16 protein-coding genes are annotated in these 14,758 nt (G+C 70.0%); 12 read left to right on the forward strand and 4 right to left on the reverse strand.

Features of this window, described 5'->3' with window-relative positions; translation table 11 throughout:
* The first annotated feature begins 122 nt into the window (after window positions 1-122).
* On the forward strand, window positions 123-527 hold the full coding sequence (locus tag AB0D53_RS21880; protein ID WP_362449038.1) for a DUF6221 family protein: 405 nt from the start codon (window positions 123-125) through the stop codon (window positions 525-527).
* Window positions 524-760: a hypothetical protein gene (locus AB0D53_RS21885; protein WP_362449040.1), complete on the forward strand. Its 237-nt coding sequence runs from the start codon at window positions 524-526 to the stop codon at window positions 758-760. The genes AB0D53_RS21880 and AB0D53_RS21885 overlap by 4 nt, the downstream gene beginning before the upstream one ends.
* A 74-nt stretch (window positions 761-834) precedes the next feature.
* Here the strand turns inward: AB0D53_RS21885 and AB0D53_RS21890 are convergent, their stop codons facing one another.
* Window positions 835-999: a hypothetical protein gene (locus AB0D53_RS21890; protein ID WP_362449200.1), complete on the reverse strand. Its 165-nt coding sequence runs from the start codon at window positions 997-999 to the stop codon at window positions 835-837.
* Window positions 1,000-1,180: 181 nt separating this feature from the next.
* On the opposite strand from AB0D53_RS21890, the gene AB0D53_RS21895 reads away from it, so the two are divergent.
* Entirely contained in the window at window positions 1,181-2,689 is a 1,509-nt protein-coding gene (locus AB0D53_RS21895; protein WP_362449042.1) for a carotenoid oxygenase family protein, read from the forward strand.
* Between the two features lie 115 nt (window positions 2,690-2,804).
* Here the strand turns inward: AB0D53_RS21895 and AB0D53_RS21900 are convergent, their stop codons facing one another.
* Entirely contained in the window at window positions 2,805-3,350 is a 546-nt protein-coding gene (locus tag AB0D53_RS21900; RefSeq protein WP_362449044.1) for a YciI family protein, read from the reverse strand.
* A gap of 467 nt (window positions 3,351-3,817) precedes the next feature.
* On the opposite strand from AB0D53_RS21900, the gene AB0D53_RS21905 reads away from it, so the two are divergent.
* Window positions 3,818-5,410: an oleate hydratase gene (locus AB0D53_RS21905; protein ID WP_362449046.1), complete on the forward strand. Its 1,593-nt coding sequence runs from the start codon at window positions 3,818-3,820 to the stop codon at window positions 5,408-5,410.
* Window positions 5,411-5,506: 96 nt separating this feature from the next.
* On the opposite strand, the gene AB0D53_RS21910 is transcribed toward AB0D53_RS21905, so the two are convergent.
* Window positions 5,507-5,992: a CrcB family protein gene (locus AB0D53_RS21910; RefSeq protein ID WP_362449048.1), complete on the reverse strand. Its 486-nt coding sequence runs from the start codon at window positions 5,990-5,992 to the stop codon at window positions 5,507-5,509.
* Window positions 5,993-6,301: 309 nt separating this feature from the next.
* Here AB0D53_RS21910 and AB0D53_RS21915 point away from each other — a divergent pair, with 309 nt between their 5' ends.
* The 6 genes from AB0D53_RS21915 (at window position 6,302) to AB0D53_RS21940 (ending at window position 11,279) form a co-directional block, all read left to right on the forward strand.
* Window positions 6,302-6,787, forward strand: coding sequence for an inorganic diphosphatase (locus AB0D53_RS21915; protein ID WP_362449050.1), 486 nt, complete (start codon window positions 6,302-6,304; stop codon window positions 6,785-6,787).
* A 27-nt stretch (window positions 6,788-6,814) separates the two neighbouring features.
* Window positions 6,815-7,603, forward strand: coding sequence for a hypothetical protein (locus AB0D53_RS21920; RefSeq protein ID WP_362449052.1), 789 nt, complete (start codon window positions 6,815-6,817; stop codon window positions 7,601-7,603).
* Window positions 7,604-7,607: 4 nt separating this feature from the next.
* A complete protein-coding gene (locus tag AB0D53_RS21925; protein WP_362449054.1) occupies window positions 7,608-8,144 on the forward strand; it encodes a histidine phosphatase family protein in 537 nt (178 codons plus the stop codon).
* Between the two features lie 517 nt (window positions 8,145-8,661).
* The gene (locus tag AB0D53_RS21930) at window positions 8,662-9,252 is read left to right on the forward strand and encodes an isochorismatase family protein (RefSeq protein ID WP_362449056.1); all 591 of its coding nucleotides are present in this window, start codon (window positions 8,662-8,664) and stop codon (window positions 9,250-9,252) included.
* Window positions 9,253-9,634: 382 nt separating this feature from the next.
* A complete protein-coding gene (locus tag AB0D53_RS21935; protein ID WP_362449058.1) occupies window positions 9,635-10,300 on the forward strand; it encodes a DUF4097 family beta strand repeat-containing protein in 666 nt (221 codons plus the stop codon).
* 160 nt (window positions 10,301-10,460) lie between these two features.
* Window positions 10,461-11,279 carry an alpha/beta hydrolase gene (locus tag AB0D53_RS21940; protein WP_362449060.1) on the forward strand — a complete coding sequence of 273 codons (819 nt, stop codon included), beginning with the start codon at window positions 10,461-10,463 and terminating at the stop codon, window positions 11,277-11,279.
* Between the two features lie 411 nt (window positions 11,280-11,690).
* On the opposite strand, the gene AB0D53_RS21945 is transcribed toward AB0D53_RS21940, so the two are convergent.
* Window positions 11,691-12,605, reverse strand: a complete 915-nt coding sequence (locus AB0D53_RS21945; protein ID WP_362449062.1) for an aminoglycoside phosphotransferase family protein — start codon at window positions 12,603-12,605, stop codon at window positions 11,691-11,693.
* Between the two features lie 231 nt (window positions 12,606-12,836).
* Between AB0D53_RS21945 and AB0D53_RS21950 the strand changes: the two genes are divergently transcribed.
* Together AB0D53_RS21950 and AB0D53_RS21955 are read left to right on the forward strand one after the other, a co-directional pair.
* Window positions 12,837-14,093: an SLC13 family permease gene (locus AB0D53_RS21950; protein WP_362449192.1), complete on the forward strand. Its 1,257-nt coding sequence runs from the start codon at window positions 12,837-12,839 to the stop codon at window positions 14,091-14,093.
* Window positions 14,094-14,098: 5 nt separating this feature from the next.
* The gene (locus AB0D53_RS21955) at window positions 14,099-14,599 is read left to right on the forward strand and encodes a universal stress protein (RefSeq protein WP_362449064.1); all 501 of its coding nucleotides are present in this window, start codon (window positions 14,099-14,101) and stop codon (window positions 14,597-14,599) included.
* The last annotated feature ends 159 nt before the right edge of the window (window positions 14,600-14,758 follow it).

Here is a 14,758-nt window from a genome sequence, read left to right on the forward strand (position 1 = left end):
CCGACGGCGCGGCTTGTTGAGTCGATGGCCGCCGCCGACGATGCGGCTCATCACGGATCAGGCTCCACCCCCGGTTCACCGATCCTCCCGTTCCGGCCCTGGCGATACGGGAGGATGGCCCCATGGACGACTTGATGCGATTCCTTGGTGACAGGCTCGACGAGGACGAGTCCGTGGCGCGCGCTGCCGGGGGGCGTAGCGCTGACGGGCTCCGCTGGCTGGACCACGGCTCGGGGAGCGGTCTGGTGAGTGACGACACCGGAATGGTGGTCACGCACAACACTGGCGTGAGCGACCAGCACGCCGCTCACATCGCCCACCAGGACCCGGCTCGCACCCTGCGCGAAGTCGAGGCCAAGCGTGGACTGCTCAAGCGGTACGAGGAGCCGGAGGCGAGCGCGGCGCTGCCGGACTCCTTCAACAAGCTCACCGCCGGCGTGGAACGCGCGGTCCTCCTGGAAGTCTTCCGCCACCTGACCCTGCCCTATGCCGACCACCCCGACTACCGCGAGGAATGGCGGCCATGAGCATCTGGTCCAGCGTGCCCGGCCCCGACATCCAGGCCCTGAACGGCTTCGACGAGACCGCTCGCTACCGTGCCGAGGGCGATCCGACCATCAGCATCGACGTGGCCACCACAGGCCACCACGACCACATCCGCCTTGCGCTCTACGACGACGGCGAGATGGAGGCGCTCCTGTCACCCGAGGCCGCACGCGCTCTGCGCGACAGGATCGACGAGGCCTTGCGCAGCCGCTGACCGCGTTCCGCCGTCGGCGCGGACCCGCACCCGGGGAGCGGTTCCGCCCACCGGACGCGACTGCGAAAGGACCCTCAGGCCACCGCGAACTCGGCGACGTACTCGTCGAAGGGCTCGATGCCGACCTTTGCACGCAGTGTGTCCGGATACTCGGGCTCCTTGCAGGGCCACGCCGTGCCGGTGACGAGGGCGACTTCCCTCCGGGCGCTTCCGACCCCCGCGAGTCGGGAGCGGATCATGCCAGGACGTCAATTCATCTCCGTACAGGCGTGATTCCTTGGTGGTGGGCCTATGCGGGGGTGGCACCAGCACCACCCCCGCACACGGGCCTCAGGCCACCTGACTCGCCCGTCGTCAGCGCAGCAGAATCTTTCCCAGGACCGGCGAGGACCGCCGGGAACCGATCACAGGGGGAGAGCGATGACCAGTCACACACGCCGACGGATCCTCCACGGAGCGGCGCTCGCGGCGGCCGGGAGCGTCGTAGGAGGCTACGGCCTCGGCCACTACGCCACCGCGGCGCAAGCGGCCACCAGCGGCACAGGAACCGGGAGCGGGGCCACGTTCCCGTTCCTGGAAGGGGCCTTCGCCCCGGTGACCGAGGAGCTCACCGCGTTCGACCTGGAGGTGACCGGCCGGATCCCGCGCGACCTGGACGGCCGTTATCTGCGTACCGGCCCCAACGCACTGGGTATCGAGGATCCGCGGGCCCACCATTGGATGCTCGGCGACGGCATGGTGCACGGGGTGCGGCTGCGCGGCGGGCGCGCCGAGTGGTACCGCAACCGGTGGGTGCGCTCCTCGCAGGTGGCACGGAAACTTGGCGAGCCGTACCCGGGCGAGGCACCGCCGGACGACTTCGCCTGCAACACCCACGTCATCCCGTACAAGGGGCGCATCCTGGCCCTCCAGGAGAGCGGACCACTGCCGTACGAACTGGACGGCGAGCTGAACACGGTGCGGCCGTACGACTTCCGCTCCACACTGGAGGGCGCGTTCACCGCGCACACCAAGTACGACGCGGCGGCGGACGAACTGCACGCGGTGGCGTACTACCCGACCTGGGACCATGTGCGGCACCTCGTGGTCGACCGGACCGGCCGGGTGGCACGGACCACCAGGATCCCCGTGGCGGACGCGCCGATGATGCACGACTTCGCTCTCACGCAGAAGTACGTGGTGATCGTCGATGTGCCGATCACCTTCGACATGGCGGCCGCCGAGGCGGGCGCGCCCGTGCCCTATGTCTGGAACCCGCAACACCCGATGCGGGTGGGGGTGATGCCACGGACCGGTGGCGCGGTCCGCTGGTTCGAGATCGATCCGGTGTACTACTCGCACACACTCAACGCCTACGACCAGGGCGACACCATCGTCATGGAACTCACCACCATGCCCGCGCCGTTCTACGCCGCGGGCCGGGGCAACGGCGGGCCTTCCGCGAACGGCACACCCGCGCTCGACCGCTGGACCATCGACCTGCGCGCGGGCCGTGTCCGCAGCACGCGGATCGACGACCTGCCACAGGAGTTCCCCCGTGTCAACGAGTCCCTCGTGTCGCGACGGCACCGCTTCGCGTACGCGGCGAGCGCGGCGGAGATGTGGCGCGCCTACGAAACGGTCGACGGAGTCCCGCCGGACGACGGGTTCACCAACTGTCTGGTGAAGCACGACATGCTGCGCGGCAGCCGACAGGTGCACCGATTCCCGGACGGCGCGGCAGCCGGGGAGCCCGTGTTCGTGCCGCGCCGCGGGTCACGGGACGAGGACGACGGCTACCTCCTTTCCTATGTGCACGACCCCGACCGCGGTGCGAGCGACCTGGTGATCCTCTCCGCGCAGGACTTCACCGGACGCCCACTGGCCCGTATCCACCTGCCGGGGCGAGTGCCGCTCGGTTTCCATGGGAGCTGGGTGCCGGACGCGTGAGGGAGACAGCGCCCGGGCACTGGCGGTCAGGCCGATGCGCCGTGGGTTCGGGCGGACGCAGGGAAGCTGAACCACCCGAACGGCCACACGGTCATCGGCCTCCGACTTCCCCGGGTCAGGACGCCCGTCCGCCGAACTGCCAGTTGTGCACCTCGATGTCGGCGTACCTCTCCGCGGTGAGGACGGCGCGTGCCGTGTCCGGGTCCGGCGCCCGGACCAACGCCGCCGTGCCCAGCCAGGCGGTGCCGTCGTCGGACAGCAGCGGTCCGTAGGCGATCAGCTCGTCCCGATGGAGCGGCACCGTGAGATCGGCGGCCTGCCCCGTGCCCAGGCCGAGCACCAGGTAACGGTTGCCACCGGTCCGGCCGCCGGGGAAGTCCCACATGGTGCGCCCCAGCAGGTTGCGCCATCGCCGTACCAGCACGTCCCGGTACACGCCGGCCTGGTAACCGGGCTCGTCGAAGGCGAACGCGCGGGCGGCAACGCGATCGGGCAGGTCGACGATGTGCACACTGCCGGTGGGCGTGTCGCCCGCGAGCGTCGGGCCCCGGGCGATCATTTCCTTTGCGTACCCGTCCATATAGGACCAGTGGTCTTCCAGTAGCTCGGCGCGCAGCGTCTCTGAGCCGGGCCGGTCGCGGTGGTAGCAGAAGAACTCCATGCCCACAGCGTCTCTTCGAGAGGGCGATCAGGTCGAGCGGGTTTCAAGGTGACGCCTGCCCGGCAGTCGTGACGCACGCGCTGCCCCTCGGGCCGGCCCCAGTGCTCCTCGTCGACGGTCGGCTCCTGCTCGGTGAAGAGGGCACCGAACTCCTCGGAGCCGGGAAGAGGCTCCGCTTCGGCGTGCATCCAGGGCATGTCGGCGCCGGTCTCGGCCGGTCCGGCCGACCGACACCGGTATCCGGCAACGCCCGGCGCGCCCGGGCCATCGCTCTGCTCCGGCACCACGCGCATCCCACCACACGGCGAACCACGGCGGCCCTGTGCACCGTGGTGACGGGCCGACGGCGCACGGCCTGTTCCGTTCGCGCGATGTACGCAGGTGCGAGAGGCTCGGTGGGGGTCGGCGGGCCGCGCAGTCCGCCGCGACCGCTCCGTGCCCGTTCCCGCCGTACCGGAGGTCAGCTCGTGCCGGCATCGAAGAACTCCCAGGTCTACCTCGTCGGTGGTGGCGTGGCCTCGCTCGCCGCAGCCGCCTTCCTCGTACGGGACGCGGGGGTGCCCGGCGAGAACGTGCACATTCTGGAGCAGTTGCCGATCGTCGGCGGATCGATGGACGGAGCCCCTGCACCGACCGCCGAGGGCGGATACGTCACCCGTGGCGGCCGGATGTTCGAGGAAGAGCACTACGTGTGCCTGTGGAACCTCCTGGAGACGATCCCGACCCTGGACGATCCGGCGATCTCGGTACGGCAGGAGATGCTCGCCTTCAACATCGAGCACCCCACGAACGCCAAGGCCCGGATCATCAACGGCGATCGCACCATCGCCGACGCCTCCCGGCTCGGCCTGGACGCCCGCGATCGCGTCGACATGACCCGGCTGCTCGCGCTGCCCGAGCGGGTGATCGGCGCGCGTCGTATCGACGACTTCTTCCAGCCGCACTTCTTCGCCACGAACTTCTGGTGCATGTGGCGTACGACGTTCGCGTTCCAGACCTGGCACTCGGCGATCGAGCTGAAGCGTTACTTTCTCGCCTTCGTCCAGGAATTCGACCGCATCCACACGCTGTCCGGGGTGCGGCGCAGCAAGTACAACCAGTACGACTCCGTCATCCGTCCGATCCAGGAGTGGCTCATCGCCCGGGGCGTGCGGACCGAGTTCGGGGTGACCGTCGCCGACATCGACTTCTCCGACGCCACTGCCCGCAGGGTTTTCCGACTTCGCCTGGAGCGTGACGGCGCCGAGGCGGGGACGATCGAGCTGGGCGAGGACGACTACGCGTTCCTGACCATCGGGTCGATGACGGCCGACACCACATACGGCGACCGCTCCACGGTTCCCGAGCTGATCCGCGACAAGAGGGACGGTTCCTGGCGGCTGTGGGAGGCGATCGCCAAGAAGGCCCCCGACTTCGGCCGTCCGACCACGTTCTGCGGCAACATCGACGAGACCAAGTGGGAGTCCTTCACCCTCACCATGACCGGCAGAACTCTGCTGGACCGCATCCAGGAGTACACCGGCAATGTCCCCGGCGAAGGCGCCCTGATGACCTGGAAGGACTCGCGCTGGCTCCTATCGGTCGTCGTGCCGGCGCAACCGCACTTCCGCGACCAGCAGGAGGACACGTACACGCTGTGGGGATACTCGCTGTTCGGCGACGTCCCCGGCGACCACGTGCCGAAGAAGATGGACGACTGCACCGGTGCAGAGATCCTCGACGAGCTCCTCGGCCACCTCGGCTTCGACGACATCGCCGACGAGGTCCGGGCCACCACGAAGGTGACCACGGTCCAGATGCCCTATATCGACGCCCAGTTCCAGCGCCGCACCGTCGCCGACCGGCCTCTGGTCGTTCCCGACGGTGCCGAGAACTTCGCGTTCCTCGGCCAGTTCGTCGAGATCCCCGAGGACGTCGTATTCACCGTCGAGTACTCGGTCCGCGCGGCCATGCTCGCGGTCTACCACCACTTCGGCGTCGACAAGGAGATCCCGACGATGTACCACGGCCTCTCCGATCCGAAGATCGCCTGGTCCGCGCTGAGAACCGCCTTCGCCTGATGACGCCGGAGCCCTCGGTACCGGCGAGGCGCGCGACTTGGTGGTCGTCGAGGACGACGAGGCCCTCGGAGACGGGCAGCGCGGACCCGGTGAGCCTCAAGACTGCTTCCATGCGACGACGCGACGTGTCACGGTGACGGCGATCCAGACGGAGCCCATGGCGGCGAGCAAGGTGAGGACCAGGTAGGTCGGGCCGGCGAGTGCTCCGTGCCCGGCCACCAGGCGCTGGACATCGCTGACGTACGTGGAGAAGGTGGTGAAGCCGCCGAGGACACCGGTGCCGAAGAAGGGGCGCACGAGCCGGTGGGCCGCCCAGACATCGGTGATCACGAACATGAACACGCCGATGACCGCGCAGCCGATGGCATTGACCGCCAAGGTCGTCCACGGGAAGACATCGGCCGCCGTGGGCCACAGAAGCGATGCCCCGTACCGTGCGGTGGCCCCCAGACCACCGCGGACTGCGACGGCGGCCACCACGGGACCCTGCCGCAACCGCGGATCCTTGCGTTGCCCGGGAACGTGAAAGCCGACATCGTGGCCGACCGCTTCGTCCAGCGTCGAAGTCCGGGGCTCTTCCATGTACGTCTCCTACTCGCCGGGCACGGGAAACACGGGTGCGCGTCGCAAGCAGGGACCGTTGACGGCGTCGTTGCCGCGGTTCGGGTACGGCGGGCCCCACGGCCGTGCGATGAGAACGAGATCACCGCTCCCGGCAGCCTGCCGGGAGCCACGAATGTTGTCCCGGCAGGCATGGACCGGCGGTTGTACCGCCCGGCCGTGCGCGGGACACTGGACACGTCGGGCGATGAGGCTCGGCGTAACCGCGCCGATGCGGCGCCGATGACCTCTGCGTGATCCAGCCGTCCGGTATCACGGGAGGTGGGCGCGGTGCCTCGCATCAAGGTCGAGGTCGAGTCGACCATCGGGTCGTCCATCGGGAGGCACGGCAGTCCGGAGTCCGCCGAGCACGACGTACCGGGCCGCGACGGAGGCTGGCCGGTGGGCGAAGGGCGAGCTCAGGACACCCTGGGCGAGGACGGCCGGTCCGTGCGAACCATGGTCCTGATGCAGGAGCCGGCGCGGCCTGGCGACGAGGTGCCGGCCTGGCCGGTGGCCATGCTGCATCTGAGCGACGGCCGACGTGACCTGGAGGAAGTGGTGTGCGTCGCCGAGGCCGAGCCCTTCGTCGACCTGGTCGACCTAGCGGACCTGGGCCGCTGGCACGCGGAGCCTGCCGCGTGGGCAGCTGCGCTCCGCAGGCTCTCACCCGGCTCCACGTATCGGGTAACGGGCTGCGGCAGCCGGAAGGAGGCCGACCGACTGGTGGCGGATGCCCAGCACACCTACCTCCAGCTCACCGGATGCATGGACTGATGCACGCCGGCGGAAGGAAGACAGGCTGTGACGACGATCATCGACGCCCGCACGCGTCATGCGGTGGCACTTACGGCGGCGCGCGATCGGCTGCTGCGCATGAGCGTGCACCTGCCCGTCATCAACGGCGAGCCGGGGCCGCTCCACGCCCGGATACTCGTCGTCGCGGACGTGCTGTCGCGGACGCTGGAGGCGGACGGCCACCAGCTGATCTGGGCCTGCGAGCTTCCCGACCCGTCACCGGAGCGGGTCAGGACGTTGCTGACCTTCACGACCGCACTCGGAGTGCACCCTCCCGCCTCGTTCACCGGCAGCAGCGGCGAGTCGCTCGACGCCCTTGGTGGCCCGGCCGACGTCGATGTCTTCGGCGACGGACGACACGATGCCGAACCGGGGGTCTGGGTGGAGGTGGGACGTGCGGACGGGACCGGAGCGCACCGGCAACGTCCGGCCGTGGGCGAGGACCTGCTGGCCATCAGGCTCGGGTTGCTCAGTCGGCCGTACCACCGGCCCTTCACCCTCACGCCCGGTGATGTCGTCGAGGCAGATCGGACGCTGCTGCGCTGGCGGGAACGGGTTGCGCACTGGGCGTGTTCGCCGTCGAAACCGGTGCCGCGGGAAGTGAGCCGCGCGGCGGCCGACGCGCTGGCGGCCGACCTCGGCACACCGGCTGTACTGGACCTGCTGCTCCGTGCCGAGGTGGCCGATGGCGTGCCCGAGGGCCAGAAGTTCGAGACCTTCGCCTCCCTGGACCGGATCCTCGGCCTGGAACTCATCCGTGAGATCGGCCGCCCTCCACCGCGGGAAGCGGGCTGAGACCGTGCCCAGGCCTGCCCCGGCCCGACTGATCGTGCTGCGGCACGCCAAGTCGGCCTGGCCGCACGGCGTACCCGACCACCTGCGCCCGCTTGCGGGCCGGGGCCGCCGGGACGCTCCGGCAGCCGGACGTCGGCTGCGCGAAGGGAAGTACGTGCCCGACCTGGTCATCTGCTCGACGGCCCGGCGTACCCGGCAGACATGGGACCTGGTCGCGGCACAGCTGGGCGCGTCACCGGAGGTGGTGTTCGAGCCACGGGTGTACGACGCGAGCGCGTCCACCCTGGTAGCCGTTCTGCGTGATGTGCCGGATCGGAAACGGACCGTTCTGCTGATCGGCCACCAGCCCGGAGTGCAGGACCTGGTCCTGTCCCTCGCGGGAGGCGGAGAGGATGAGGCACTCGCGCGGGCACGCGTGAAGTACCCGACCTCCGCTGTCGCGGTCCTGTCGCTGACCGGCACGTCGTGGTCCCACCTCGCGCCGGGCACGGCGGCGCTCGACGAATTCACCGTCCCACGCGGCACCACCGTCACACATTGAGGATTCCGGCGCATCCGTCTTCCGCTGCTCTCCCCGTTTCCCTGCTCTGCCCGTTCCTCGTCGCACGCAGGGGCATGACGCCTCCTCAGCGGGACGGGACCGCTCGGGATGTCCGGGCCTTCCACCTCGTGCCCGCCCAGCCTGCGAACCGGCCGTCGGGGTCGCCGGTGTCCTGTCCGTGCCGGAGCGGGGCCGGGTCACCCGGATTGCCCGCAGTCGACCGCGGTTGTGTGGTGAGCCCCATCACCGGCACGCTCGGCGCGCACCTCCTGTATGCGCTCCACCCCGTTCGCCGGTTCTGGTGCAGGGCGCCCGTGCTGACCTGCTTCGACGGCTGAGGGGAGCACGCTGGCAAAGCTTCTCTCTCCCTGCGGCTCCGGCGCGGGAGGGAGCGTTGCACCACGTTGCCGGGCGTGCCGTGCCGGTCGGGTGAACGACCGGCGAGTGGAGCGCACGTCCACCGGCGGGAGGGTGACCATCGGGGGAATGGCTGTATCCGAGGGAAAGGGCACTCCCCATGCGTCGTGCACTGATCATCGTCGATGTGCAGAAGGACTTCTGCGAGGGCGGCAGCGTTCCGGTGAAGGGCGGCGCGGACCGGGCCGCCGCCATCGCCGAGCTGCTCCGGCGCCCGGACGAGCGGTACGCCTTCGTGGTGGCCACCCGTGACCACCACATCGACCCGGGCACCCACTTCTCCGAGAACCCCGACTTCCAGGACTCGTTCCCCGTACATTGCGTCGTCGGCAGCGAAGGAGGCGAGTTCCACCCGGACTTCGCGCCCGCTGTGGACTCCGGGCACGTCGACGAGGTCGTCTTCAAGGGAGCGCACTCCGCCTCGAAGAGCGGTTTCGAAGGCTTCACCCAGGACGGGACGACGCTGTCCGACTGGTTGAACGCCCGCGATGTCACCGATCTCGATGTCGTGGGCATCGCAACCGACCACTGCGTCAAAGCCACCGCGCTGGACGGAGTACGGGCGGGCTTCACTGTGCAGGTCCTGCTCGACTACACCGCCGGCGTCGCCCCCGACACCACGCGCACCGCACTCGACGAGCTGCGCCGGGCCGGTGTCGCGCTGAGCGGCGAACCTGTCGTCGTCGCCTGATCAGGTCGTCCCCATCACGGAATCCGTGCGCGGAGTGTGCCGGTCCTTCTCGCATGGGGCGTTCTTGCAGGTTCGGCAGGGGGCTGGTCATGTGGGCCCGCGATCCGCGACCAGGCTTCGATCAGCCCCTGCCGCCCAAGTACACCGAAGTCCGAGCCGGTGGCCCCGCCTTCGGTGGCGCGGTGGGCCCGCCGTAGCGTTCATCTTCGGCTCATTGCAATGAGTGGAAGATTGATGTTGCGTTAGTCTTATATCTATTGCAACGATTTCAATGCTGCCACCTGCATGAACATCAATTTCGTGCAATGAATCTGTTGTCGAACTTTGGAAAGCAACGTAGCGTTTCCTGTGTCAGAAACGGCAAGCAGCTACGGGAGACACCATGCTGAAGTTCGACACCCCCGCCCCGATCTCCGTCGTCCTGGACCTCCCCGCCGGACGTGTCCAGTTCATCGCCTCCAACCGCGCCGACACCACCGTCGAGGTCCTGCCCGCGAACCCCTCCAGGAGCCGGGACGCCAAGACGGCTGAGCAGACCACCGTCGCCTGCGCCGACGGCGTCCTGCGGATCGCGGCCTCGACCCCGGACAACCGGCTCTCCGGCCCCTCCGGATCCCTGGAGGTCACCGTCCAACTGCCCGCCGGCTCCGGCGTCGAGGCCAGGACCGCCGGCGCCGAGCTCCGAGGCGTCGGACGCCTCGGCGACATTGCCTTCGAAGGCGCGTACCGCCAGATCAAGATCGACGAGGCCGAGAGCGTCCGCCTCACCGCGATCGACGGCGACATCGAAGTCGGCCGGCTCAACGGCCCCGCGGAGATAAGCACCACAAGCGGCGACATACGGATCACCGAGGCGGTGCGCGGCACGGTCGCGCTCCGCACCCAGTCCGGCGACATCACGGTCGGCGCCGCCGCCGGCGTTCCGGCCGTCCTGGACGCCGGCACCGCCCACGGCCGTATCAGCAACGCCCTCAAGAACGACGGCACCGCCGGACTCGACATCCGCGCCACCACCGCCCACGGTGACATCACCGCCCGCAGCCTCTAGCGGGGCCGGGGCCAGAACCAGAAGTATCCGGCCGGGCCGGCTACGACCGAGCTCCTGCCGGTCGTTCCCGAAGGCCCGGCCGCCCGCGCCGCGAGGCCCACGATCCACATGCAGGTCCCGGACAAGCCGTACGGGACATCTGACCCGACCAGGGGAAAACATGACGACGAACAGCACCTCCTCGACCATCTCGCAGTGGACCGGAATGGTTCCGGTCGACGACACGGCCCTGGCCGTCACCGACACCGGCGGGCCCGGCATCCCGGTGGTCTACCTCAACGGCCAGTTCGCCACCCAGGGGTACTGGCGGCGGGTCATCGCCGAACTGGGGCCAGAATGGCGGCACATCACCTACGACGAGCGGGCCCGCGGCAGGAAATCGAAGCGCTCGGCGGACTACTCCTTCGAGGCGGCCGTCCGGGACGTCGATGCCGTCCTCGCGGCCAGGAGCGTGCACCGGGCGCTGCTCGTGGGCTGGTCCTACGGAGCGTTCGTCGCAGCACACTGGGCCGACCGCAACCCGGACCGTACCCTCGGCGCGGTCCTGGTCGACGGCGCGTTCCCGTACGACTGGCTCGACGAAGCCATGGAACAGCGGATCAGGAAGATGTTCCGGCGCATGGGCTGGTTCCTGCCGTTGCTGCGCCCGACCGGCCTGGCCCCGCGGATGACCGCCGAGCAGCAGGCGGACAGCAACATCGAGATCGGTGTGATCTCCCAAGAGCACGAACTGGGCCCTGTGCTGGACAACATCACTGTCCCGGTACGGTACGTGGTCGCTTCGGGTACGTCCCTCGGAAGCCGTGGTGACGAGCAGGAGCGGATACGGACCAGCCTCGACGCGGTGACCGCCCGCAACGCGAACATCGAGATCAGTGCGAAGGTCGCCAGCAACCACGGTGCGATCCTGAAGAAGGAGTCCCCTGTCATCGCCGAGGCCATACGGGAGATCGCCGCCCTCGACCACGAGCAACACTGAAGGCACGCCCACGGCACCCGATGACAACTGCACGCCCTCGCCACGCGAGGAGCAGGAAATCAGGCGCTCTGGTAGCGGTCCCGGACCTCGGGGCGCTGCCGGAAGCCGGCCGATGCGCAGGCGGCGACAGCGCCGGAATGGGAACTCAGGGTGCAGACGAGCGGACTTCACCGAAGTGACTGCTCAGCAGCCTGGTCCAGCAGCGAGGCAAGGCGCGTCTGCTCGGCGGTGTCCTCGGCTTGCGCTGCGTTCACCTCCGGCCGTCGCGGCGGCCGGCCATTGCGCCCAGGTCGTCTCCGCGGCCGGTTCGACGACCCTGGCTCCACGGGGGAGCGGGCCACAGATGCACACGAGGGCCGGTCAGCGGCACCAGGGCCCGCCTTGGTCCGCTGGCCTGTTCGGCCCGGTCGTTCAGCGGGCCGTCGCGATGAGGCGTCGTAGCGTGGCATGGGCGGGCGGGCCCCAGGTGGGCTTGCCGCCCGGGCGGCCGTGGACGCCGGCGTCTCCGATGAGGATGCAGGCCAGGGCGCGCAGCGCCGCCCAGCCGCGAGCGCGACGCAGGGTCGCGTCATCCGGGGCCGGCCGGTAGGCCCCGTGGAAGCGGTCGACGGCGCCGTCCGGCAGTAGTACCCAGGGGGCGGCGAGGTCGCAGGCCGGATCGCCCGCGAAGAGGTCACCGAAGTCGATCACACCGCAGAAGGTGCCATCCGTGGTGAGAACGTTGGCCGGATGAAGGTCGCCATGGAGCCACAGTGCCGGGCCCGCCCAGCCAGGTGCGTTGGCGGCGTCCTCCCAGACCGCGCGGACGGCATCCGGGTCGGCGATCAGCCCCAGCTCGGTGGCCGAGGCGAGCATCTTGGCGAACCCTTCGGTAGCGTCGGCCAGTGGCCCCCCGCGATCACGACCGGTGGGCGCCCCGGCGGGAGCGGGCCGGTGAAGAGCTGTCAGGAAGGCGGCCAAGGCGTCGGCCGCCTCCGCGGCGCGTGTGGCGGGGGCGCGGTCGGCGGGCTCGCCCGGCACCCAGGTGGTGACGATCCAGGGCCGTGGAAACCGCTCCGAGGGCTCACCGAGGCGCTGCGGGACGGGGATCCGCAGAGGAAGGTCCGGGGCGAGGGCGGGCAGCCAGGTGTACTCCTTGCGCAGCAACTCGTCCGCAGTCCGTGTCGCCCACGGCAACCGGACGGCAAGGTCGTCCCCGAGCCGCCACAGCTGGTTGTCCCAACCGCGCGCGCCGAGCTCCACGCGGTGATGGGCCAGGTCGGGGTGCTGGTCGCGCAGCAGGTCCCGGACCAACTCCGCGGTGATCTCGATCTCGGTGTGGGTCATGCGGAGCAACGATAGCCTCGCCGACCGTGGCGGGCCCGGGGCAGGTCTACTCTCGCCACCGAAACATCCCAGAAGTTTGCATATCGCCATAATCATCACTGTTTCACCCGAGAGCTGGTAACAGCTGACTACGCGAACTCACCAGCGCCCACCGGCTCCGGTGTACTTGACGACAGTCGTCCGGTGCGGCCGTCCTCTGCGCCAGGACTCCACTCCGGAAAGGCTCAGCCCCTGAACGCCTCACTCGCGGAAGCACTCTCCGCCGCCCTCCTCCTTGCGGTGCTGGCCTGCGCGGTGATCCGGCCGTGGGGCTGGCCGGAGGCGGTCGTGGCCGTCCCCGCAGCCGGGGTGGTCATCGCCACCGGCGCGATCCCGCTGAACCACGCGGCGGCCGAGGCCGCCCGGCTGGGCCCGGTGATCGGCTTCCTCGCAGCCGTCCTGGTCCTGGCCCAGCTGTGCGACGACGAGGGCCTGTTCCACGCCTGCGGCGCCTGGATGGCCCGCCGAGCGGCCGGCCGGCCCCACCGGCTGCTGGTTCTCGTCTTCGTGACTGCCTCACTGATCACAGCGGTCCTCAGCCTGGACGCCACGGTGGTGCTGCTGACCCCGGTGGTGTTCGCCACCGCCGCCCGCCTCGGCGCCCGCGCCAAACCGCACGTATACGCCTGCACCCACCTGTCGAACACCGCCTCACTGCTGCTGCCGGTCTCCAACCTGACCAACCTTCTGGCGTTTGCCGCCAGTGGCCTGACCTTCACCCGTTTCGCCGCCCTGATGGCCCTGCCCTGGCTGGTGGCCATCGGCACCGAGTACGTGGTGATCCGGCGTTTCTTCGCCACCGACCTGGACGCCGGCGCCCAGGCCCCGCCGGCCGACCAGCCCCGCGAACTGCCTCTGTTCGCCCTGCTCACAGTGGCGGGCACCCTGGCGGGCTTCGTCCTGACCTCGGCCCTCGGCACCAATCCGGCCTGGGCGGCGGCCGCAGGCGCGGTCGTCCTGGCGGCCCGCGCCCTGGCCCGGCGACGCACCACCCCCACGGCGATCGTCCGGGCCGCGGCCCTGCCGTTCTGCGCCTTCGTCCTGGCCCTGGGCATCGTGGTCCGGGCGGTGGTCGACAACGGCCTCGCGGACGTACTGGGCCACCTGGTGCCCGGCGGCACCGGCCTCCCGGCCCTTCTCGCCCTCGCGGCACTGGCAGCCGTACTGGCGAACGTCATCAACAACCTGCCCGCCGTTCTGGTCCTGCTGCCGCTGACCGCCCCCACCGGCCCGGGCGCCGTCCTGGCAGTCCTTCTCGGGGTGAACATCGGACCCAACCTGACCTACGCCGGCTCGCTGGCCACCCTGTTGTGGCGGCGCATCGTGCGCGAACACGACACCGACGTGGATCTGCGCGAGTTCACCCGGCTCGGCCTGTTGGCCGTACCCGCCGCCCTGCTGCTCTCGGTGGTGGCACTGTGGGTCTCTCTCCAAGCGATCGGAGGCTGAACACCGTGACCGTCATTGTCTGGATCGTGGAGGGCACCTGGCCCGCCTGCGTCGACGCCGCCCGCACCCACACGCCCGCGGACGCCGAACTGGTGCTGCTTCACGTCACCGGCCACGAGGTGCCGGGCGCCGCCCACGGTGCCTATGCCGGACTGCTGGGCCGCGCACGCCCCGACCGTGACCCGGGCACTGCAGTGGAACACCTGGCCGCCGCGTCCGCCGAACAACTGCTGGCCAGTGCGGCCGAGCGGCTGGGACGCCCGTGTACCTGCCGAGAATGCCCGGGCCGCGCCGAAGGGGAAGTCGTGACCGCCGCAGAAGGCGCCGACCTTCTCATTCTTGCCCGCGACGGCGACCGTACCCATGTCGGACCGCGCAGCCTCGGTCCGGCCGGCCGCTTCATCGTCGACCACGCCTCCTGCCCCGTCCTGCTGGTCTGGCCGGACACCGCGCCCAGCACGACCACCAGCCCGCCACCGCCACCCCACCTGCCGCACCACTACTAGTCCTAGGAAAACGACCGTCCGGCGGCCGCAGACGGACCAGCCCGCAGCCAACAGGACCGCTTTCGAGTCGAGAGCTCGGGGCGGCGGTCTTCCGTGCCGCCTCCACGAGCTCGACGACGGTTCGACGCCACGGGATCAATCAGGAGACATGGCCCGGCG

The sequence above is a fragment of the Streptomyces sp. NPDC048295 genome, from assembly GCF_040652135.1.
Lineage (GTDB): Bacteria > Actinomycetota > Actinomycetes > Streptomycetales > Streptomycetaceae > Streptomyces.